This window comes from Fluviispira sanaruensis (assembly GCF_004295685.1).
In the GTDB taxonomy this organism is placed as follows: domain Bacteria; phylum Bdellovibrionota_B; class Oligoflexia; order Silvanigrellales; family Silvanigrellaceae; genus Silvanigrella; species Silvanigrella sanaruensis.
This window is the reverse complement of the sequence record NZ_AP019369.1, coordinates 58,532-79,496: the sequence shown is the minus strand read 5'-3', so window position 1 is coordinate 79,496 and position 20,965 is coordinate 58,532. Positions and strand designations below refer to the sequence as shown.

The 20,965-nt window shown below is 31.0% G+C and carries 30 protein-coding genes; 16 read left to right on the top strand and 14 right to left on the bottom strand.

From position 1 onward, the window contains the following. The first annotated feature begins 360 nt into the window (after nucleotides 1–360). The 3 genes from EZS29_RS15410 (at nucleotide 361) to EZS29_RS15400 (ending at nucleotide 1,981) form a co-directional block, all read left to right on the top strand. Nucleotides 361–1,251: a tyrosine-type recombinase/integrase gene (locus tag EZS29_RS15410; protein ID WP_130613182.1), complete on the top strand. Its 891-nt coding sequence runs from the start codon at nucleotides 361–363 to the stop codon at nucleotides 1,249–1,251. A gap of 107 nt (nucleotides 1,252–1,358) precedes the next feature. Then, complete coding sequence (locus tag EZS29_RS15405; RefSeq protein WP_130613179.1) at nucleotides 1,359–1,679, top strand: type II toxin-antitoxin system RelE/ParE family toxin; 321 nt, start codon at nucleotides 1,359–1,361, stop codon at nucleotides 1,677–1,679. Next, a complete protein-coding gene (locus EZS29_RS15400) occupies nucleotides 1,676–1,981 on the top strand; it encodes a hypothetical protein (protein ID WP_130613176.1) in 306 nt (101 codons plus the stop codon). Before EZS29_RS15405 ends, EZS29_RS15400 begins: the two co-directional genes overlap by 4 nt. A 16-nt stretch (nucleotides 1,982–1,997) precedes the next feature. Here EZS29_RS15400 and EZS29_RS16045 read toward each other — a convergent pair whose 3' ends face one another. Continuing rightward, nucleotides 1,998–2,168 (bottom strand): hypothetical protein, encoded by a 171-nt coding sequence (locus EZS29_RS16045; RefSeq protein ID WP_172604006.1) that lies wholly within the window; start codon nucleotides 2,166–2,168, stop codon nucleotides 1,998–2,000. 390 nt (nucleotides 2,169–2,558) lie between these two features. Here EZS29_RS16045 and EZS29_RS15395 point away from each other — a divergent pair, with 390 nt between their 5' ends. The 4 genes from EZS29_RS15395 (at nucleotide 2,559) to EZS29_RS15380 (ending at nucleotide 6,380) form a co-directional block, all read left to right on the top strand. Further along, on the top strand, nucleotides 2,559–2,756 hold the full coding sequence (locus EZS29_RS15395) for a hypothetical protein (protein WP_130613173.1): 198 nt from the start codon (nucleotides 2,559–2,561) through the stop codon (nucleotides 2,754–2,756). Continuing rightward, nucleotides 2,753–3,706, top strand: a complete 954-nt coding sequence (locus tag EZS29_RS15390) for a hypothetical protein (RefSeq protein WP_130613170.1) — start codon at nucleotides 2,753–2,755, stop codon at nucleotides 3,704–3,706. Before EZS29_RS15395 ends, EZS29_RS15390 begins: the two co-directional genes overlap by 4 nt. A gap of 666 nt (nucleotides 3,707–4,372) precedes the next feature. Then, nucleotides 4,373–5,263, top strand: a complete 891-nt coding sequence (locus EZS29_RS15385) for a hypothetical protein (protein ID WP_130613167.1) — start codon at nucleotides 4,373–4,375, stop codon at nucleotides 5,261–5,263. A 67-nt stretch (nucleotides 5,264–5,330) separates the two neighbouring features. Continuing rightward, nucleotides 5,331–6,380, top strand: a complete 1,050-nt coding sequence (locus tag EZS29_RS15380) for a PIN domain-containing protein (protein ID WP_130613164.1) — start codon at nucleotides 5,331–5,333, stop codon at nucleotides 6,378–6,380. A 50-nt stretch (nucleotides 6,381–6,430) separates the two neighbouring features. On the opposite strand, the gene EZS29_RS15375 is transcribed toward EZS29_RS15380, so the two are convergent. Further along, nucleotides 6,431–7,234 carry a tyrosine-type recombinase/integrase gene (locus EZS29_RS15375; RefSeq protein ID WP_130613161.1) on the bottom strand — a complete coding sequence of 268 codons (804 nt, stop codon included), beginning with the start codon at nucleotides 7,232–7,234 and terminating at the stop codon, nucleotides 6,431–6,433. A gap of 200 nt (nucleotides 7,235–7,434) precedes the next feature. Here EZS29_RS15375 and EZS29_RS15370 point away from each other — a divergent pair, with 200 nt between their 5' ends. From EZS29_RS15370 to EZS29_RS15360, 3 genes are read left to right on the top strand one after another with little or no spacing between them, the layout of a single operon-like run. Next, the gene (locus EZS29_RS15370; protein ID WP_130613158.1) at nucleotides 7,435–8,001 is read left to right on the top strand and encodes a hypothetical protein; all 567 of its coding nucleotides are present in this window, start codon (nucleotides 7,435–7,437) and stop codon (nucleotides 7,999–8,001) included. A 38-nt stretch (nucleotides 8,002–8,039) separates the two neighbouring features. Beyond that, nucleotides 8,040–9,536 carry an IS21 family transposase gene (gene istA / locus EZS29_RS15365; protein ID WP_172604004.1) on the top strand — a complete coding sequence of 499 codons (1,497 nt, stop codon included), beginning with the start codon at nucleotides 8,040–8,042 and terminating at the stop codon, nucleotides 9,534–9,536. Continuing rightward, nucleotides 9,530–10,297: an ATP-binding protein gene (locus EZS29_RS15360; RefSeq protein WP_130613151.1), complete on the top strand. Its 768-nt coding sequence runs from the start codon at nucleotides 9,530–9,532 to the stop codon at nucleotides 10,295–10,297. Before istA ends, EZS29_RS15360 begins: the two co-directional genes overlap by 7 nt. A gap of 31 nt (nucleotides 10,298–10,328) precedes the next feature. On the opposite strand, the gene EZS29_RS15355 is transcribed toward EZS29_RS15360, so the two are convergent. After that, a complete protein-coding gene (locus EZS29_RS15355; RefSeq protein ID WP_130613148.1) occupies nucleotides 10,329–10,523 on the bottom strand; it encodes a site-specific integrase in 195 nt (64 codons plus the stop codon). 270 nt (nucleotides 10,524–10,793) lie between these two features. On the opposite strand from EZS29_RS15355, the gene EZS29_RS15350 reads away from it, so the two are divergent. Then, on the top strand, nucleotides 10,794–11,033 hold the full coding sequence (locus EZS29_RS15350; protein WP_130613145.1) for a hypothetical protein: 240 nt from the start codon (nucleotides 10,794–10,796) through the stop codon (nucleotides 11,031–11,033). 17 nt (nucleotides 11,034–11,050) lie between these two features. On the opposite strand, the gene EZS29_RS15345 is transcribed toward EZS29_RS15350, so the two are convergent. After that, entirely contained in the window at nucleotides 11,051–11,602 is a 552-nt protein-coding gene (locus tag EZS29_RS15345) for a hypothetical protein (RefSeq protein ID WP_130613142.1), read from the bottom strand. 1,010 nt (nucleotides 11,603–12,612) lie between these two features. Here EZS29_RS15345 and EZS29_RS15340 point away from each other — a divergent pair. From EZS29_RS15340 to EZS29_RS15330, 3 genes are read left to right on the top strand one after another with little or no spacing between them, the layout of a single operon-like run. After that, nucleotides 12,613–12,822 (top strand): helix-turn-helix domain-containing protein, encoded by a 210-nt coding sequence (locus tag EZS29_RS15340; RefSeq protein ID WP_281276340.1) that lies wholly within the window; start codon nucleotides 12,613–12,615, stop codon nucleotides 12,820–12,822. Beyond that, nucleotides 12,819–13,028: a hypothetical protein gene (locus EZS29_RS15335; RefSeq protein ID WP_130613139.1), complete on the top strand. Its 210-nt coding sequence runs from the start codon at nucleotides 12,819–12,821 to the stop codon at nucleotides 13,026–13,028. The genes EZS29_RS15340 and EZS29_RS15335 overlap by 4 nt, the downstream gene beginning before the upstream one ends. Before the next feature lie 2 nt (nucleotides 13,029–13,030). Next, nucleotides 13,031–13,435: a type II toxin-antitoxin system VapC family toxin gene (locus tag EZS29_RS15330; protein WP_130613134.1), complete on the top strand. Its 405-nt coding sequence runs from the start codon at nucleotides 13,031–13,033 to the stop codon at nucleotides 13,433–13,435. Between the two features lie 22 nt (nucleotides 13,436–13,457). On the opposite strand, the gene EZS29_RS15325 is transcribed toward EZS29_RS15330, so the two are convergent. Both EZS29_RS15325 and EZS29_RS15320 read right to left on the bottom strand, forming a co-directional pair. Then, complete coding sequence (locus EZS29_RS15325; RefSeq protein ID WP_130613131.1) at nucleotides 13,458–13,997, bottom strand: hypothetical protein; 540 nt, start codon at nucleotides 13,995–13,997, stop codon at nucleotides 13,458–13,460. Between the two features lie 65 nt (nucleotides 13,998–14,062). Further along, on the bottom strand, nucleotides 14,063–14,593 hold the full coding sequence (locus EZS29_RS15320) for a hypothetical protein (RefSeq protein WP_130613127.1): 531 nt from the start codon (nucleotides 14,591–14,593) through the stop codon (nucleotides 14,063–14,065). A 165-nt stretch (nucleotides 14,594–14,758) separates the two neighbouring features. Here EZS29_RS15320 and EZS29_RS15315 point away from each other — a divergent pair, with 165 nt between their 5' ends. Both EZS29_RS15315 and EZS29_RS15310 read left to right on the top strand, forming a co-directional pair. After that, nucleotides 14,759–15,046 carry a transposase gene (locus EZS29_RS15315; protein WP_130613124.1) on the top strand — a complete coding sequence of 96 codons (288 nt, stop codon included), beginning with the start codon at nucleotides 14,759–14,761 and terminating at the stop codon, nucleotides 15,044–15,046. Nucleotides 15,047–15,060: 14 nt separating this feature from the next. Next, nucleotides 15,061–15,897 (top strand): IS3 family transposase, encoded by an 837-nt coding sequence (locus EZS29_RS15310; protein ID WP_130613121.1) that lies wholly within the window; start codon nucleotides 15,061–15,063, stop codon nucleotides 15,895–15,897. Nucleotides 15,898–16,026: 129 nt separating this feature from the next. Here the strand turns inward: EZS29_RS15310 and EZS29_RS15305 are convergent, their stop codons facing one another. The 8 genes from EZS29_RS15305 to EZS29_RS15270 all read right to left on the bottom strand — a co-directional run bounded on the left by EZS29_RS15305 (nucleotide 16,027) and on the right by EZS29_RS15270 (nucleotide 20,598). Continuing rightward, a complete protein-coding gene (locus tag EZS29_RS15305) occupies nucleotides 16,027–17,001 on the bottom strand; it encodes a hypothetical protein (RefSeq protein ID WP_130613117.1) in 975 nt (324 codons plus the stop codon). A 148-nt stretch (nucleotides 17,002–17,149) separates the two neighbouring features. Beyond that, nucleotides 17,150–17,416 (bottom strand): hypothetical protein, encoded by a 267-nt coding sequence (locus tag EZS29_RS15300; RefSeq protein WP_130613114.1) that lies wholly within the window; start codon nucleotides 17,414–17,416, stop codon nucleotides 17,150–17,152. Between the two features lie 36 nt (nucleotides 17,417–17,452). Then, the gene (locus tag EZS29_RS15295) at nucleotides 17,453–17,764 is read right to left on the bottom strand and encodes a hypothetical protein (RefSeq protein WP_130613111.1); all 312 of its coding nucleotides are present in this window, start codon (nucleotides 17,762–17,764) and stop codon (nucleotides 17,453–17,455) included. Continuing rightward, a complete protein-coding gene (locus EZS29_RS15290; protein WP_130613108.1) occupies nucleotides 17,754–18,329 on the bottom strand; it encodes a hypothetical protein in 576 nt (191 codons plus the stop codon). The genes EZS29_RS15295 and EZS29_RS15290 overlap by 11 nt, the downstream gene beginning before the upstream one ends. A gap of 6 nt (nucleotides 18,330–18,335) precedes the next feature. Then, a complete protein-coding gene (locus EZS29_RS15285) occupies nucleotides 18,336–18,662 on the bottom strand; it encodes a hypothetical protein (RefSeq protein ID WP_130613105.1) in 327 nt (108 codons plus the stop codon). 162 nt (nucleotides 18,663–18,824) lie between these two features. Then, a complete protein-coding gene (locus tag EZS29_RS15280; RefSeq protein ID WP_130613102.1) occupies nucleotides 18,825–19,235 on the bottom strand; it encodes a hypothetical protein in 411 nt (136 codons plus the stop codon). Nucleotides 19,236–19,299: 64 nt separating this feature from the next. Then, nucleotides 19,300–20,142, bottom strand: coding sequence for a DUF932 domain-containing protein (locus tag EZS29_RS15275; RefSeq protein WP_130613099.1), 843 nt, complete (start codon nucleotides 20,140–20,142; stop codon nucleotides 19,300–19,302). 42 nt (nucleotides 20,143–20,184) lie between these two features. Further along, nucleotides 20,185–20,598, bottom strand: a complete 414-nt coding sequence (locus tag EZS29_RS15270; RefSeq protein WP_130613096.1) for a hypothetical protein — start codon at nucleotides 20,596–20,598, stop codon at nucleotides 20,185–20,187. Between the last annotated feature and the right edge of the window lie 367 nt (nucleotides 20,599–20,965).

The following is a 20,965-nucleotide window of genomic DNA, read 5'->3' as shown; positions in this document are numbered from 1 at the left end:
ATAATGTCACTTTCTAAAAAACGTAAATCTTACGTACAATGTAATCTACATTGAAATTCAAAATTTTCAAAGTAGTCTGCATTATTTTTGACTTGAACTTTTGCAAAATTTTAGGTCAAAAAACTTAACTAAACAGAGATGTCACTTTATGAAGCAAACGAGTAAAAATTTGATACTCCTGATAAGTTTCCTTATCCTGCCAATCTCTAAAATTTCTGTTACCTTTTGCAACGCCTAAAGAAACAAAAAAGTTTCTTTGCGCCTTGAAATCAAAGGAACAATTTTATTCTGCACAATAATTAAGCTCACGCGCGAGCACAGGGAAAATTGGCAGGATAATTTTTAGAAGGACATTCACCTATGAAGTTAGAAAATATTTTAGAACTCTTTCTAAAGAACTTGCATACAAAAGGTGCATCTCCCCATACTATAAAAGCGTATAAACTCGATCTATTAGATTACTTAAAACATTTAAAAGAAAATGAGTTCCCTGAGGAAGCGTCTCCACTCTATAGTTTGCTTATCGATGCCACAAGCATTGAGTTTAAAAGTTACAAAGATTTCTTAGGCCAATCTTCTCCTGCCACTGTCCAAAGAAAGTTTATTACATTGAGACGTTTTCTGAGTTGGTGTCTAAAAGAAGGTTTTAGAAAAAATCCTGTTCCAGACACACCAAAACTTCCAAGCTCCCAACCTCTTGCCCCACGCTGGCTTAAGCGAAATGAGCTCAATTCCATATTTCGGCTTGTGGAAAAAAATGGGGTCAAGCGAGATGAAGTGATCATTGTCCTTCTCTATAATACGGGACTTCGCATATCAGAGCTTGTGGACCTCAAGTGGGAAGACATCGAGCTTGGAAGATATGAGGGACTTTTAAAAGTACGAAAAGGCAAAGGTGCAAAAATGCGACTTGTCCCCTTAAATGCGGCCGCAAGAAAAGCCCTGTTAGAGCTCATGACTTTAAGAAAACCTTCGGACGAATATCTATTTTATGGGAAACGCGGGCGACTCACAGAAAATGGAATCTTGAAACTTTTCTATTCTTTAAGCACTGAATTAAGACTTGGGAGCAAAAACAAAATCACCCCCCACCGCTTAAGACATACTTTTTGCAAGACTCTCCTTGATAAAAAGGAATCCATTGAAAAGGTGTCGACTCTTGCAGGTCACTCTTCGCTTTCCACAACGCAAAAATACATCACCCCTTCGATTGAAGACCTCAAGCTTTCAGTCGATAGCCTCATGGATTAAACGGCGATTGGATTTTTGTTAAGGACAATTTGATTTCCCATTGACTACTCAGTATGGGCAGCCTACTATACTAAAGTATAGTAGATTTATGCCGAAAGGATCTTGTGATGTGGGAAATTGAGTTTTTTGAGGATAAAAGAGGCAAAAAGCCCGTACAGGATTGGTTCGCAAAACTTGCAAAACCTGACCAAAAAGAAATTGCTAAATTACTCGGTTTGCTTGAGATTTTTGGGTACGAATTGGCATTGCCACACGCTAAAAACTTAGGAGGGGGAATTTATGAGTTACGCGCTAAAGCTAAAGGAGCTGGTTACCGTGTTTATTACACCTTTAAAAATGACAAAATCATTATTTTATTAGTCGCAGGAGATAAGTCTACCCAACAAAGGGATATAGAAAAGGCAAGAAATTTAAAGGAGAGTTTATGAAAAATAGCAACAACTGGAGAGAAATCAGAAAAAATTATTTCACTCAAAAAGAACTGCATGAAATTGATCATGAAGTCGCTAAAGAAGCTGCTATTCTTAAAAAACTTCAAGATTCAATCTCAAAAGAAGTCGCTGCATTCATGGCTAAAAAAAATATTGGCTTTAATGAATTCATGCTTTTAATGCACTCAAACCCAAGACAAATGTCTAAAATTGTAAAAGGCGATTGCAATTTAACCATGCTTTCCATTGCTGAATTAGCCACAGTCATGGGCAAAAATGTTAAAATCGTGTTTGAATAACATAATATTACAAGGTTTAGCGCAAATGAAGTTCTGCTAGTTTAAAGCAACCAAGACCTTTACCAAAAGTACTAATTTGAAACTTATGAGAAAAACTTGAATCTTTTATTTTCCCAACTACCTCACATTTGATATATCCTACACAGCATCTATCAGATTTAAATTCAATTTTTTCATTAGGTAGCAAATCCTTTCCAAAAGCATACGCTTTAGTGTATTTATTAAAACAAGGATCATTCTCCCCTGTATTGTTTAACCACGTAACAGATTCATATTCTACCTCGCAAGAATTGACTGTAAAATAAAGCGGAAATTTTATACTTGATGGTGAATTATTAAGCAGGTTGATACCCCAAATAGATGTGGTTTCTGCTCAATCCGACCGGATAAAATAATAATTAAACAATTTTAGTATGTTAAAACAGAAGAAAATAGAACATAGTAATTTTCACATGCTATATTCATGACGGATATTTTTCTTTTGCATTGAATGTTATAACATTTTTATGTAGATCTTCCGATCTTAGTGCTATTATGAGCTGTAAAGCTTTATTTCTGTAGAGGGAGGGATAGTTAAATGCCTAAAAAAAATACACAAGCACAAACCAATTTATCAGAATCTCAATTGAAGAAAGAATCTGTTAAGGCCCAATCTAGCGTTTACAGTCTTACAAATGCTACAACTATTTCACTTATGATGAGAGAAGCTAATCGCAGTGCCAATATTGATACTAAAATAATTGAAAACACTTTAAAACAGGGAAGATTTAGGTGAAGAATTTAGATAATAATTTTGAATCGCTTGTAAAGGCTATCAATACAATTGATAGCCTTCATTCATTTCATAAGGAAAAAATAATTGATTATATCAGATATGCTGAAAGTTTAAATGGTGAAGAACCAAGTCCACAACAAAAACTTTCTAATTTATTTTATGATAACAAGAATGAAAATGTTTTATACACAGGAGATCTTTTGGATGTCAAAAAACTAAACGAACATCTTACAGCATTTCATCATAATTTAAATCTATATTCTGGATTGGACTTTTCAAAAAAGTTTTATCCATATTTTTTTGAACGATATCAGTATGCTTGTGTAGTTACACAGGACTGTAAAATAGCGCATAATAAAGTAAGAGCTATTGAAATCTGCGCGATTAAACCTTTAAATGCTATAACATGTGAGTTACTTAGCAAAACTCAGAAACAATCACGAAGTAAAGTTTTAAAAGAAAGAGATGTAAATAGTAATGAATTTGTTAGTAAATTTAGAAAACTTTTTGACCAACAAAATGATGATAGTTTTTTTTATCATGATTATTACGAAAATAATATATTACTAAGAACCACTGGAATAGCATGTATTGATATAAAAATACCAATTAGAATTCAAGCAGATCATGAGAATGACAATTTGGATTCTATTATTAAATCTAAAATCGCATCTATTAAACCAATTTTTAGAACTAAATTAAATGAAAAAATTGCACGTCATTACATTAATGTTGCATTAGAAGATAATAGCGATTTTTTTGAAAATGATAAAAATCATATTCAATGGATTAAAGACAAAATAAAAGAAAATTTTATAATAAGTGATGAAAACGAAAAGAAACAAATTGAATCTTATATTGCAACTCTTCCAAAGAACCTGACAATCGAAGAAATTTGGAATGATCCAAAAATAATGGAAGAAATTTTTAAAATAAACTCTTCTAAATAGGGGTACCGAACCCTATCTAAAGTCAATATTTAGTAAAGCGCCTCCGATTGCATATTTCGCTCACTCCGAACGGCGATTTGCCCCAGCAGGATATTTTACTCACTAACAAGCAAGATAACTCCTCTTAACATACAAAACTCTCGCTGTAATAAGAAGATAAATAAGTATCCAGTTATATGAGATAGGAAATGTAATACAGCAAAACATTCACTTTAAAAAATTGCTTAAAAATATTACAATATAAGTATTACTAAATATCTAGACAAACATAGTCTTCACGAGCGCGAAAGCCTAGAAAGAGAAAGGCATTTAAATGATAAGATCAATACCCTAAATGAAGAAAATAAAACATTCATTTCAAAATTAGCGGAAAAAGAAAAAGCATATTTGATCCAAATTGAAGAATTAAAAGCAAAAAAAGCGCCTAATTAAAACCACACCGTCGCAAAGAAATTTCTATCTATACCCAGTTCCCAACCATGCAAAGTTCACGTATTGATCAAAAATCCGTACGTGCCTTGCAATGGAAAGTTAATGCTTGCTCCATTTTTCATTTTCCATACCATAAATAATTTCAAATATTTTTATTTTCAATAAATTGCTTTACAAAATAATTTATCGCTTATCTTCTGTGATTATGAGATGTTTTTGAGCAAAGGAGGTGCTTTGAATAGCAAAAATATAGAAATGCAAGTTATTGAACCAAAAAAAGTCTTTTCACAAGAGTTATCAGCAGATACCTCTTTACCAAATGAAGTGTATTCATATGATTTTCATGACTATGATAAAGAAATCTTAGATATCCAAAATGAATGGATTCAAAAAATTGAAAGAGATGCAAATGAGCACGAATTATATTTAAATACACGCAAAGATATGACAATCAAAATTGTTGGAATATTTGTAACAGTAATAATATCTGTATTTACAATAACTTATAAAAGTTATTCTGATCAAAATATCATTTCGAATATTTTTCAGCAAGAAAGTATAATTACTTATATTTTCTTCGGAATTTTTTCAATTTTCGTTGCTTCTTTTATTATATCAATAATATTATTTCTAAGAAATTTTTTAAAATCACTTTTATCAAATGATTCCGAATATGCATCATATAATCATATTTTTCCACTTGAAGATGAAGATCGAAAATTAACTGAAAATGATAAAAAATTCTTTAGAAATAGAGAGCATTATTATAAATACTATTTAGAATTAAAATACAAATATTCTAATGAAAAAATTCAGAGTAACAACAAGCATTCTAAAAATATTGACAGAATAGTTAAATTTGGTGTATTTTCAATTGTATTTCTATTTTTAAGTTTTTTTACTTTTATTATAGGATCTAGCATGACTGAAAAAAAGAATTTATCACAATCAGATAGCAAAATAACTTCAGCTCCTCCATTGAATGTAAAACGTCCTCAAGGTAGTCTTGAAGGATCTCAAATTATGACCAAGAGTTTTAATCAAGATGCTGCTGATAAAGGAATGACAAAAACAGTACAAGTAGACAAATCCAAAACATCAAATACACCAGAAAAAGCAAAATAACGTTTAAATATATTGATTTAGTTAATGATTTTTCTCATAATTTAAAATTTGAAGACTCTGGAAATAAATGGATTTAAATAACGAAAATATTATTCCTATAGTTGTTTTAGATTCATGTATTTTACTTAAAAACCACTATAGTTCCAGCGATATTGAACACATTAGTGAACTCTTTAATACACACAAGGGTTTTATAGTTGTTCCACAAATTATTATTGACGAAATTAATGAATCATTTTCAACTACTATAAAAGAATACAATACAGTAATGGCTAATAAAATACCTCGTTTTATTAGCCGAAGTGATATTTATAAAGAATTTATAAAAAACACAAATGATATTTACTCTAATAGATTTAAAGATTTGATTAGAAAATTAGAAACTCAAATTATCATTAAATATGAGGGTGAAATTACAGAAAAAGCTGCAAAACGAACAATAAGAAAAAAGCCTCCGTCTCATAAAAAATGTGAATTTAAAGACTGTTTAATTATTGAGACCCTTATATATACTTCAATAAAGTATAAAAACGAACATAATAAAATTTATTTTATTACCGAAAACCATAACGACTTTGATATAAAAATTCCAGAATTTAAAGATGAATGCAATTTGCATAATATCATTTTTTTAAATTCAATAAATGATTTTTTTAAGGAAAAAGATAAATTTGTTAAAAAAGATCAAGATATAAAGACATTAAAGCCAATCAATTACTATGACTTGTTTCAAGAATTATATGAAGATTTAAAAGACGGAGAATCATTAATCGTTCATGATGTCAAAGAATATATTAACGATTGTATTATAGATAAGATTGGGGATTTTTTAACTTTTACTGTAGAAAATGTTTCCACCGAAAATTTCAATGTTGAAGAGTTTGGATTATTTAAAGATACAAATAAAATGGAATGCTGCGTCAGTGAAGAATATTCCTTCAATGGATATACTGAAGATTTTCATTATAAAGAATTTCATTATGGAAAAATAGTGATTTTTGGGCTATGCCTCATAGATGAGAATGAAAATATTGGTGAATTTTATGATATAAATTATGATGGATTCGAAATAAATGTAGAAAGAGATGATGACTATGATAGATATTACGATAAATAAATAAAAATTTTAAGGTTTGAGTTAAGTGTTAAAACTTTGTATACGCTGTATTACTTCTCCCTTTCCTCAAGAAACCTGGCGTGGTCATCATGGGTAAATTCAGCATAAATCGAAGTGGTTTCAATTCTAGAATGTCCTAACATCTTTTTAAGGGCTGGTAAGGGAACGGGAGCTCGATTTAATGAATAACCATTAGGATCAAGAGCCGCCCGTGCAAAAGTATGTCTTAAACGATGAGGCCCAAGACAGATATCTAAATTAGCAAGGAGTCCGATCTTTTGAGTGATATGATGAACACCACGAGGAGTTAAAACCCCTCTTTGCCCAATAAATAGGAAATCTGAATAAACCCAATCGGGAACATCTTTTCCTTTATTTAAAAAGCGTGTCTCAATATTCTTTAAAACTTCTTTTCTAGCTTCAAGCCAAGGTTTTAACCCCTCTCTTGCATCTAAGTTTAAAGGAACAAGTCGTTCCTTAAACCCCTTCCCATTCCTTACAAGAACTTTCCCACTTTTTTCTTTGATATCAATATCAGAAACGCGAAGTGCCACAAGCTCACTTGCTCTGAGCCCTGCATGCCTTAATAACGAAACAATGGCAAAGGAAAGACCATGATCCTTTTCTTCTAAATTATCAGCAAAACGTAATACTTTATTTGATTCATTGCGATCGATGGATTTAGGAGCTGTACGGACAATTTGGATTTGCTTTAAGTTACGAAAGGGATTTTGCTTATCTGTGACATCAAGGTAAGATAAAAAAGCCGCAATGCTTTGGATTCTGCGGTTTATAGTGGAAGCCTTATGACTTTTTGCAATCAAATTCTCACGATAGTTCCTTGCGGTGCTCATGCCTGTCAGCAACAATCTAAAAGCGCGTAATAATGAAAAAAGTGCGTATTAAGTGTCAAAAAGTCAATTGTATTAAATTAAATAATATTGTGTGAATGATCGAAGAGTTTAATTTAATTATTGTGAACAAATAAAGAAAGCCTCACACACAAGCTAAAGTTTAGCGACAAGACTTGTGCATGAAGCTTTTGGACTACTACATGAGTAATTATTCGACAAAAAATAAAGATACTCAAGCCAACGCCAAACTTCCCCCACATAGGAGATATTTTTGCCTACTCTGTAAAATAGAGGTGCTTATTTGTTTAGACTGTGATTTTGGAAATATATATTGTCCAGATTGTAAAAAAACAGCTAAAATTAACAGATATAAAAAAGCGAATAAAAAATATCGGATGACCTCGCATGGAAAAATGCAAAGAGCGAGGCAAGAAAAAATGCGCCGACTGAGATTAAAACTTACTATCTCAAAGCAAACTGAACTAAAATTCGTGGGTGATCGTACTACAATTTTTCCTAGTATTTCTGCAATAAATGAAAATGTGACAGTCGTTGTCACATGCAAAAACATTGCGGAAAATATTTCGAAAGGAGATTTGAGTGAAGATCCTCATAAAATTCATAAGGAAAAAAATACTTTTTTCCGATTTCAGGCCGAGCGAGGAGGAAAAAGAAGAATATATTGCTCATTTTGTTCTCAAGAATGCAATTTTTTCTCATATGATACAACTCTACCATTGCGTTATCACAGACAAAGATGGCCGTGATAATTCAAAATTTACCTCCAAAAAAAAGGAAAAATATGATGATTTCTTCTAAAGAAGAAGCTGAAATATTGCGACTTTATAATATAGAAAAATGGAGAGTAGGAACAATTGCAACCTATTTAAAAAGACATCATACATCGATAAAGCGGGTATTAATTAATTATAACTCTTATGATAAGAGAAGATCTCGCAATAAAACAGGATCGATCTTAGATAAATATGAAGAATTTATTCAAGAAACTCTTGAGAGATATCCTTTAATTACAGCTAGCCGTATTTATCAGATGATAAAAGAGCGAGGATATCCTGGCTTAAGCAGTGGCCTTGTCAGAATGAAAGTTTCAACATTACGACCTAAAAAACAACAGGAAGCATTTTTAAAATTAAAAACCTTTGCAGGAGAAGAAGGTCAAGTAGATTGGGCAGACTTTGGTAAAATATCCGTTGGAAAAGCAGAAAGAAGATTGTCAGCGTTTGTATTAACATTATCTCATTCCAGAATGATATATTTAAGATTTTTTTATTCCCAAGGAATGAGGGAGTTTTTGCAAGGATTTGTAGAGGCATTTGAATTTTTTAATGGTGTACCTAAGCGTATTTTGCTTGATAATTTACGCTCTGGAGTAAGGAATAGAGTTTCTTCATTTATAAATTATAATGAACAATTTCTATCATTAAGCAAACATTATTGTTTTGAACCACAAGCTGTTGGCGTTAGGAAAGGCAATGAGAAAGGGAAAGTTGAAAGAAGTATACAATATATCAGAAACAATTTTTTTTCTGGCCGAGAATTTGAAAATATTGAAAAGTTAAATAAAGAAGCAATAAATTGGTGTTTACATGAGTCTCCACAAAGGAAATGGCAAACAGATAATAGAATAAAAATATTCGAAGCTTTTGAGGAAGAGAAAACAAAGCTCATACCTTTACCGAAAAATCCTTATTTTTCCTATGATAGAAGAGTTATTTCAATCGGAAAAACACCATATGGCCGCTATGATTTAAATGATTATAGTGTTCCTGCAAAATATGTAATGAGGAAACTTGAATTATGTGCAAGTGAAAATTCAGTTGAAATTTTTGATGGGATTAATAAAGTCGCTGAACATTTGCGTAGTTATAGTAAACAAGAAGTTATTGAAAATTCAGATCATATCAGTGATATTTTAAAGCATAAAAAAAGAGCGATTAAAGGTTCTGCTCTTCATCGAATAACTACACTTGTCCCCGACGCGGAATACTTCATAGAAATACTTGTAAATAGAGGAGAAAACACAGGTGGAATTATTGCTAGCCTTACTAAAATATTAAATATTTATGGAAAAGAATTACTCACAGAAGCAATTCAAGAAGTTATTGTTCATGAATGCCCAAGATTAAAAAACTTATATTTTTCATTAAATCGACTAGAAGCTCAATCAAGTCAAAAGAATACTCCATACGCTGAAATAGACTCAGGAAAATATTCAAATTTAGTTGTAAATCATCATGAACCAAGCCATTACGATAAAATTGCAGGAATAAAAAAATGTTAAATGATTTAGAAAAATATATGAAATTGTATCGCTTTCATGGAATGCTCGCAAATATTGGCGATATTAATACCAATAAAAACTTATTATCTGCAGCAAAAACATTTCTTGATTGGGAGATATCAGAAAGAAATGAAAGAAAATTAAACACTGCAATTAAAAGCACACGGTTAAAAAAGTATGGAGGATTTGATCTTCTAAATGATTTTGATTGGAATTGGCCTAAAAAAATAGATAAAGAGACAATTCTTGAGCTGTGCAATTTAAAATTTATAAAAGAACATACAAATATAGTTTTAATCGGTTCGAGCGGCGTTGGAAAGACCACTATTGCAAAAAATATTGTGCATTTGGCGGCATGTTCTGGCTATAGTTCCGTTTTCGTAGAAGCCGCTGACATGCTAGATGATTTACTTTCAGAAGAATTACGAGGTCCAATCAGATTAAAACTTGAAAAATATGCGAAACCTGACTTACTCGCCATTGATGAAGTTGGCTACCTTTCTTATAATACGAGACATGCAGATATTTTATTCCAATTAATACAGAAACGTTCACGTAATAAATCAACAATTATTACAACAAATAGGCCATTTGGGGAATGGTCTCAACTTTTCCCTAATGCTGCTTCTGTCAATGCACTTATTGATAGAATAATTGAACGCTGCGAGGTGATTCAAATCGAGGCAGAAACTTATCGAGGAAAAAGATTTACTGATAGAAAAAAAGAAAAGGAAGAAAGATTAAAGTCTCTTAAAAAGTAAGTTTCATATATTAAAAACCGCAGTTTCATTGTCATATTTCTGCGGTTTTAGATTGTTGCCAACACATGCCGATGTTTTTGGCAGAAGAGTAACCACCACCACTTCCTTTAAGCCACTCAAGAAATTGTCTGACGTCCCTTTTGTATTCGCGCAGGCTCGCCTCACTCAGATCCTTTGCTTCAAGAAACTCTGTCCAGTGATTAAAATCGTCCCAAACTTTTTCCATAAAGAGCCCTTTCCGATTAGCAGACGAGTTTTAGTCTTGATCCTAAAAAGAGAGTCTTATCTTGCCACCTTAAAAACACAAGACAAAGTGACCTTAAGAAAAAGAGCGTCACACCATCGAAAGCAAAGACTCGTCTGCTAATGGATCTTAGCAGATGACTTCTCATATTCAATTTTTATGATATGCTTTAAACATACCGATTCAATAGTTCTTGACTAAAAGTAAACTTTTCAATAGTTGTTTGATGTTTTATTTTGGGAGAAATTAAGTATGTGGTTTCCTGATATATCTATAAAAAAATGGCTTAAAATTTACCCATTATTAAAAAATAGTTATCCTAAAACCTGTACCTGTGGCGAAATTAGAAACGAGGCTGTTCCTTTTGTTTCTGATAATTGGGTAGGTTTAAAATATTCTCGTTGCAAATGTGGGAAACTCTCTTCTAGAGTAAGTATACTTAGAACAGAAGAACAAAGAAAAGAATTTCGCACTATGTTATTGAATCTTTAAACCTAATAAGAAATCATCTACTTTGCTCCACCATGACATTGAATTCCATACACACTATTTGCTTTAATAAAATCAACAAACTCCTTAGGAAAAACAAATCTTTGAACTGCCTGATCTAAGCGTAAAATACTATTCTCAGAAAGATTTCTGTTTGTTTCTTTTTGACATTCAAAAGATTTTAGCAATGGTTTTGGATTATTCTTTCCATTTCTTACTTTTTTATCTTTATTTAATTCTAATTCTTCTAATTCTTCAGTAGTTTTTTTCAAACAATTTTGGATTAATATTTTAACAATATCTTCATAATTGCTATCATCATCCTCATTTTGATGAGGGTTTACTGCAACTTCTCCGTTAGAACTAACTGTATAATCAAAACTCTCATTTTCATTGCGCCAAGAGACAGCACCTATCACAACATTTTCATCCGCTTCTTGTATTTTTATTAAAACTGCAGTTAGCTTTTCTTCACCAAATTTTAAGCTGTTTAATGAGACTGATTGTTTTTTTAGTTCATCCAAATTTGTTGATATGTTAGAAATATCCGCTTTTATTTTTGTATTACTCATACTTAATATCCTCTTAATGTGTTATTTTGACAGGTAATTCTGAATTATTTCAGAAAACCAATTGATTTTGATATTTAGCTGAGATACAGTCCGTTTATAGTGAGAAACTAGACTGTTTTGAGTGCTTTGCTGAGCACACTTCTCAAAAACTGAATATCTTACAAATGTTACATAAAGTAGATGACCGGTACTTTATGACATAATCCTCAAATATACACTAAGATAGCGTAATAATCAAGTGATATTATTATTTTTTTACCCTTGCACTGATAATTTATTACTCATTGATTTAGAAAGGCCATTTGAGCCCGCAACTATTACCAGACATCATTTCTCAATGATATACTTGAAAGTAAAGAACATCTTAAATTCTTACCTCAATTTAAAAATGCGAACTTCTCAGAAGAAAAGACGTGCGGTTGCAGCTTCCGGCTCAAAGAGCCTATTTAGAGAAAAATGTCTTAGTTTTCTTTAAATATTCAAACACCTTCTTTATCATTTTAAAAAATGTATGTTCTTCTTTTTCGTTAAAAACCTCCGTACTGTTATTGGTGCCTCCGTTGACAATTACAATTTGATAAACTGTGGTGCTGCCGTGATTGTGTATATCCATGTTGAAAATCCCTTTTCCATTAAAAAATTAACTACTGATTCTTTTATAAGCATAGGCACTCACTTATAAAGAATTTAAAAAGTTCTGAACTGCCTGTTTAAATTCAGGGGTTCAAAGAAAGTTTAAATTTTCTTACAAGGGGCTATTTATTTTTCTCAATAATTAATCCAGCAATGAGCCATGGTCAAAGTAATAGAAATCCTTGATAGATATAGAAAACAAAAAAAATTTGAGGAAGATATTCTTTTCATAAGATATTGATAATATTAATCTTAAATATTCGTCAGATTGAGCACCTCTTCACTCACTTTAGACATTGACTTTTTTCTTACAAATTATTAACTTGATATAGGGAACATTGTACCCGAAAGGTCTAACAAGCAGAATGGAGGCTCTTATGAGTAAAAAAGGTCCTGAAATTCAATTAGAAGGGCCAATTGGTGACCTTGCTAGACGAATAGGTAGCGTTACTAAACTTGCTCAAAAACTTGGAGTCGAACCGAGAACCATTAGAAATTGGGCGCAAGGTAAGCGAACTCCTAGAGGCCCAGCAGAAATACTGTTAAATGCACTTTTTGAACAGCAATCAAAAGGAAAATTAGAATGACAACAAAAAACAAAAAAAATAGAAGCACAGATGAAGCTAAATTTGAAGAAGCTGTGGAAGAGCTTGGATGGAGAGGTAATAAATCTGTTGCGGAACACTTCTTTAAACTTGGTATGATAACATCAGATTCCAAACGAAAGCTTGTATCAGAGGGAAAGAAAATTAGACATGCTAAAGTTGCAAACTCAGCCAAACGGAGCAGCTAAAAATGCTTCTCCTTGATACTTCCACTATGATTTTTGCTGCCTCTGGAATGATTTCCATCGAAAAAAGAATATTAAAAGATAAAGATAAAATTAGATTATGTGCACCGTCTGTAGCTGAGTTTCTTCAAGGGACATATTCTTTACCAAAAGGTAAAAACAGACAAAACGAAATTAAATTATACCAGGATTTATTTGGAGATTTTCCTGTTTTATCATTTGATTATTATGCTGCTCAAGAGTTTGCAAAAATCCATGCAGAAATGAAAGATAAAAAAATTCAACCTCCTGGTCAAATTGATATTATGATATCAGCCATTGCAAGGTTACATAACTTTAAAGTGATCACAGATAATATTAAGGATTTCAAAAGAATACCTCGACTTAAAAGTGAAAACTGGGTGAAATAATTTTTATTTAACTAAAGCCAACTTAATTTTTAAACGGAACACTTCCATCAGTTAATAATACAATATTTTTTGAAGCCACTTTATTCGTTTCGTCAATCCAATGCCCTATTTCATTCATGAGTAATTGCGCTTGATCGATACTGATAGAGTCATTCTCTATTAATTTCCATAAATTATGGATCGAAGTAAATACCTTAGAAGGATAAATTAGATATAAATTATGTTCTAAGATATTTTTTAATACAGGATTTCCGTATTTATTACAGATTTCATAATTATAATGAAAAAATCCGTTAACAATCCAACCGTATTTTAGATGAAAAAATTCAATCGTTTCTTCTAAAATACCCTGATAATCAAATGTAAGGTTTAGTTTAGCTTTTGATGTATGGATTAATTCTTCAACATCCTTTAATTGATAAGCATTACCAAATTTATAATTCAAAATATTATCATAAATATCTATTTTAACTAATTCTTCACCTTCATCAAAATATATTGTTTTTTCTTCTTTATGAATCTCATTGAGCATATTTTTAAGTTCTGCTACAGATTTTACCATTTTTTCTCCATTGTCTTTAAAAAATCACTGCATTTCCAATTATTGATCTCATTATGAGCTTGAAATTAAGGAATAATAGCCAAGTCCCAACCATCCTCTTCAATCTTCTTAAAATCAATATCATTATCAAAACCTAGCCATTCTTTCATTCTCTTTTTTGAACGTAAGCCAATTTGATAGTGCAGATGCTCATTATTATTAACTAAGAAGTAATCAAATCCAATTCTTAAAAATCCGATTGGTAAATCAGTTCTTTTAATCGCCACATCAACATAGGATGACTCAGAAGTATAAACTCCTCCATCTTCAATGGGAATATAAACTCTTATAATATCGTTACTTCCAGTTATTAAATTACTGTGCTTATCAAACCTCTTAAAAAATAATTTCATAAACTCAGTTCTTCCAAGTTTATATAAACTGATATTCTTATCTAAATCTATTTTTTCAACAATTTTTGCATATGATGAATCTCTAATTTTAATTATTAAATCTTTTGATACTTTTTCTGATAAACTATATATATTTGTCAGCTCTTGCTCTTTTCCAAGTTTTTTAAATTCTCTCAAGAAGTGAAGATGAAATGCTATATACAATGCAATTTCTTCTCTTGAAATATAAGATTCTCTCATAGCATGAGCAGAAAGTAGTTCTGATATATAATAATCATAATATGATTCAACTCCATACTCCTTCTAAAGTGATTCCTTTTAGTGGACAATATGCTATGAACTTAGGCGTTCATATAGAAGGGTTGTCCAATGGTAAAGAAGAAATCAGTTAAAAGTCAATATTCTCTTGAGTTTAAAAATCAAGTCCTTGAAGTCTTAGAAAATAGTCCTAAAAGCATGGCTCAGATAGCTAGGGAGTTTGGGGTTTCCTACCCCACTTTGAATAGCTGGAAGCGATCTAATAGTGAAAAGGATAATTCAAATTTAATGAAAAACCCCGACGAATTGAGAAAACTGCAGCGAGAAAACGATCTTTTAAAAAAGGAAAATGAAATCCTAAAAAAGGCGGCAACCTTCTTCGCAAAGCAACTCGATTAAAATTTGAGTTTATTTTGCTGGAGAAGGACAATTATTCCATCTTTTTACTTTGTAAAGTGATGTGTGTTTCTAGGAGTGGATTTTATAAATGGCTTGAGTGTAAAGATAAAAATCATCACCTTGATTATAGCCTAGAAGAAGTAATAAAAAAAATACATACTTCTTCTAGGGGTACATATGGAAGGCGGCGCATTTTATCTACTCTTAAAAAATCATTTATTAAAGTCGGCAAAAAGCGTGTATCTAAAATTATGAAAAAACTAAATATTAATGGTGTAGGCAAACCCAAATTTAAAACAACAACAAAGGTTGATAGACAAGCAATACATTTTCCGAATTTAATTTCAGGCGACTTTACCTCCTACAAGCCAAATCAACTTTGGACTAGCGATATAACTTATATTTCAACGAAAGAGGGCTGGGTTTATTTGTGTATAATATTGGATACTTTTTCAAGAGCAATAATTGGTTGGAGTATACAAGATAATTTAAAAAGAGAAATTGTTTTGAATTCATTGAACATGGCATACAAAAAAAGATCTCATTTTCCAAAAGGAATTATTTTTCATAGTGACAAAGGATCACAGTACTCAAGCAAAGAAGTTAGAAATTATTTAAAATTAAATAATTTTCATCAAAGTATGAGTAATAGCTGCTATGAAAATTCCATTACAGAAACATTTTTTTCCACTTTGAAAAAAGAATTAGTGCATCGCTGCAATTTTATTACCAGAAAAGAAGCAAAATCTTCGATTATAGAATATATTGAGGTGTTTTATAATCGAATTCGTGCGCACTCTGCCCTTGATTATCTTGCGCCTTTAGAATATGAAGAAAATTATGAAATTTAACCGTCCACTTTTCGGGGATCACACCATTCATTATCAAATTTAGAATTGGAACAAATGTATATTCTTTATTTACAAACAGTTTTTCTTTCAATATTTGAAACATATTAACTCCATTATTCCATATTTTATTTAGATAGTTGTGGGTAATAACTTCAAATTTATAGGGGACAAATTTGTACATAATACATAATCAACAACAGCTAATAAATTATTCATTTCATTATCATCAATTAAATATTTTCTTGGATCATTTTTTATATACTTTATATGCATTTCAGAAATCATTCTAGTTAAATGAGTTCTTGCAATAACAAATTCACTGCCATTTTTAAATCCTTCAAACTCAAAACCATCAAAATATCTAGCAAATTTGTTGGATATTTTATAAAAATGTTCGGGATATTTATTTAGATTCAATTCAAAATTCGCTTCACTAGTTTTCTTTAACTCGTTATTTTCACATTTTATATTTATTTTTTGTAACTTTGAATAGAACTTTTTGTTCTCCTGAAATGGTGCTTCACCTAACATTAAATGATTTTTAATTTCAATATCATACAACCCATCTACTGAGCGCAAAGCAGACATTGAATATGTGATTAATTTTAATCTACCTTCATTCAAATATTTCAAATGATCGGGGGTTTGCAAACTTGTATAATAAGTCGTTTGATACTTTGTTCCTATTATTTTTTCGAATTCTTCAATTGTTAAAGATTCTTTCCAATTGGGATTAGGCAAATATCTAATGTAACCATCATTTAAGTCAGTTTGGCTCGTAAACCTTCTTAAAGTGACATCTTTGTTAAAAATTGGGTCAATAACTTCATAAAATTTAACTTTTTCAGCTTTAATTCTATATTGATAACAAAACTTTTGCACAAAATACTCAATTTCACCAGAAATACTAAAACTATCAAACCTCGAAACAACAATAACTATTTCATCATTTAAGTAATATGTTCTGAATAAAGCTTTAAGCTCATAATTTTCAGATTTTTTTATTGCGATAATGTTTTCTCTTATACTTCCATTTCGATTAAATTCAGGATCTAAGAAAATAGAATAATTATCTTTTGATTTAAATGAACCTAAAAAAGACATTAAACACCTCATTTTAAATTACATAAAAATTTTTTATGTAATTTAAAATATGAACGCAAATCTTAAATTGTCAATAACTATAAATTAATATTATTATATTAAAAAATACTTTATATTTTTATTTCTTTTTAAAAAATATGAATATAGTTCAAGGATAGTAAATTGATGCTGCATCATACAAAATTTTATTAATACGTTCTTTGCATAGCTTAATATTGAAATTTGTATCATCAATTTCTACTTCAATTTGCGCATGTGGTATCTCAAAATCTTCGTTTACTTGATCTTTTAATTTCTGATTGCTCAAAGACTCTGTTAAATAATCCAAATAACTTATTAAATGTGATAAATATTCACGTTCTTCGTGCAATTCATGATTATTTTTTTCATTTTTTAAATCAATTTCAAACTCCATTAAGCATCCTCCAAAAACTTTTACAACATACATAAATCACCTTAAATATTCATTTTCTCTAATATAATCAGATGATATCTTTTTTAAAAATTTTCCTTTAAAAAGAACCTCAGTCACCCCATTTTCATTTATAATATATTTAGGTTCAAATTTTTTATCGTACAATTTCTCATAGTTTCGTAATATTACGTTTCGAATTGTCGATTTCGTTTTTTTATAATGAATAGCCAGATCACAAACAGAATATTCAGCATCGTCTTCTCTAATAAAACTATCACTAGACATGGCTATAAACCATGCCGCAGTTGGTCTTCCAAAAAATTTAGGGGATTTAATATTATTTGTCATTTTTATTTATATCCAAGTATAATTCATCATCATTCCACAGCGTATTCTGCTTTGCAGAAATTCCAAGTGCTGTCATTCTTCTTTGATCGTGAGTTATGAGATCGTGACAAGGAACACATAATGTTCTCATTTCATTTAATGAGCAGCCCCCGCCACCCCATGAAACAGGAGTAATATGGTCAGCGTCCCAAAGAGCAGCTCCATTTCGAGTTAAAAAGAGCTTAATTCTACGATTAGGATATCCATATTGCTTTAAAAATTTTTTTAAATTTTCTTCGCCATGCGTTTGCAAGATTTTTAGGGCTTCATTTTTTAATTGTTCACAATCTCGCTTACACATTGCGCAAATCCCGTGGTCTCGCTCAAAGACCGCAGCACGCATATAACTCACATCAGAGCGAAGTTTATGCTCATGCACACACGCATCAGAACAAAAAGAACGACGAAGTCCAGTAATTTCAGAATGACACCAACGACATTCTAGAAGTTTCTTACCGCGAAAACTTTTTTTCCCTCGAAGAGGTTCTCGCATATTTCTATTTTGCTCTGAGCTTTTGTATTTCATGTTCAATCAAGCCTCGATATTTTTCACTTCCTCTTCTACGTCAGCTTTTTTCTTCTTTAAATTAATTTTTGTCTCAGAAAAATTTTTCGGGTTTGAATTTTTCCAATCAAGAAATGCTTTTTCATTTGCGAGACGTTCCGTTATGAGTGCATCTATTATTGCGTCAACTGATACGTCGTTTTGGCGATCTGTTTCACTTCTAAAATGCATATACTCATTCAAAATTTTCTCGGCTTCACCTGTGATCTGAGCTTGTAACTTAACTAATTTAAACGACCTTAGATTGAGCGTCGTCGTCATAGATGAAGAAGCGCCTGCAAGTTTACGAGCCATTTTATTCTCCCTAAAATTATATTGTTCACACTCTAACATACACACTACACTTCAAAAAAATTCAGATCTGGTTCTTAAGATAAACTATAAAACATACATGTCACAAAGTAAAACCTTTACTAAAACTAACTTTAAAATAACTATATCATAAAGTTTTAAAACTCATGAATACAATTCTCGATATTCCTCTTGAGTCATACCTTGATATTTTGCAATCTCCGATTCGTCGTCAGCATCTTCTATATTTTTATTATTAACAAAACCTAGAAAATCATCCTCTCCAATTTTAACAGTGATTATGTCGATCACAACTTCAGCACCGAAATAAAACTCTATAAACCCATTTTTCCAAAGCTCTTGCTTTAAACATTCAATCGCTTCTTCTCTGAAATCATATCTTCCGCTTAAGCAACAATCTAAGATCTCGATAGCAGCACTTTCTAAATCTGCAAATAAAAATTTATCTTCGATTTTAAAGCGCCACATAAAATTTTTTACGCCTTCTTTTATCTCTTCAAATCTTGAGTCTGGTATTTCATTGATAACTAAACTAAACGCCCAGCAATTGCTCATAGTATAACCCTCCTAAATTTCGACTGATATTCTAAAAATACTTTAAAATAACTATATCATAAAGTCAAGAGCGGATCTCTAACATCTTATTTGCTAGAGTCCACAGAGCTTTATTAAGTTTTAGATCTTCTATTACGGACTTTACAGGTCTGGTCGTTTTCTTTACTTTAAAACCACTTTTATCTTTTCCAAAAAATAACTGCCCGCCTTTTATTAAATTTTCTTGTATGACGTTAAAAGTAGAAAAAAGATCTTTTCCACTATCTCCCCTACGCCTATTTACCAAAAGTAAACTAGGTGTAGGACTAAAATTTTCTTTTAATGTTTCTTCTATGTCATCGTCATTATATTTGAGTAATAGAGAAGCCTCAGCAAATACCTCACGCTCTCTCTCAGTTAAAATTAATTTATTCATTTCTGTTACATTTTTTTCAACATCAGGGCAGTTTGAAAGGACTTCAAAAGCAGCATCGATAATATCGCCATCATTATATCCTTTATGTCGAACTGAACGAGAGACTGCAAAAGAACTAGGTGCAACTAATCCATTGCTACAAATTACTCGATGGATTCCAAAATCAAGTCTAAATGCACTTGTTCCGTCATGTGAAGTGGATAAAACAATCTCAGGTATTAAATCGCCTCTTATCAGTTGAGTCCCTTCTTTTCTAAACTTAACAACATGTTTTGCAACTAATTCTTTTCCTTCTTTTCTACTACGACCTTGCATAGCATAGTAGGGATGAAAACCTCCCTCATTAAGAGCATTGATTACTTGCTCCGTAGAAATGAAGTTATACTTATGTGACACATCCTGACTTGCATTCTGAGCAAATGCAGCTGGAACTCTTTTAATTAGCTCACTCATTGAAAATGGTTCTTTATGTGAATATGGATTTAAAAACATTATATATCCCTCTTCATTTTGAGTAAAAATTTTTTCTTAAAATTATAGACCGCTTATATCGTATGCTCTTGCTAAGTCGTCCTCTGAAGTTAAGAATCTTTGATAGTCACTAACGTAATTTATTAAGTTTGAATTTTTTTCAGTTCTAAATTTTTTATAATCGCTTTCACCGTATTCCACAGTGCCAACTCCATGAACTGACTCAGCCCCAAAGTGAAAATTTAAAAAACCATTTTCCCATATTCTTTTTTTCAATTCACTTAATGCACTCCGATCAAATGTAAAATCTGAAAAAATTTCTTGATTAGCAATTTCAATCTGTCCAAAGTCACGATCAGGTGACATATAAAATTTTGCCTCTGGCATTAAAATTTCAGAAACAATTTTACTTATTTCTGGGAATCGATTTTTAGGAATATGATACGCATAAAAACTAAACTTCCAAACTGCACCCATTTCTAAACCCTCCAAAAGAAAAAAAGAAAGAAAGTCAGACTACGCCAGCCAAAGGCTGGCTTCGTTACCACACACTACGCAACTGCGTTGCGGCAAATATTTGTTTTTATTGGTTTTTTAGGAATTCTAACTTTTACAATTTTCAATTTTTGACACATAATTGTAATACGTTTTTAATACATTAAAAAAATATATCCTTTAAAAATATGATTAAAATATTTGATTTGCGTATTTAAATTATATTACAATTGTAATATTAGATGTTTCACGTAATACGAAATAAATTTTACCTTTCATAATATTGTTTAATTTAAATTTTTCCGTACTACATTGTTACCTCTAATAATATTTATTTATATTTTTCGGG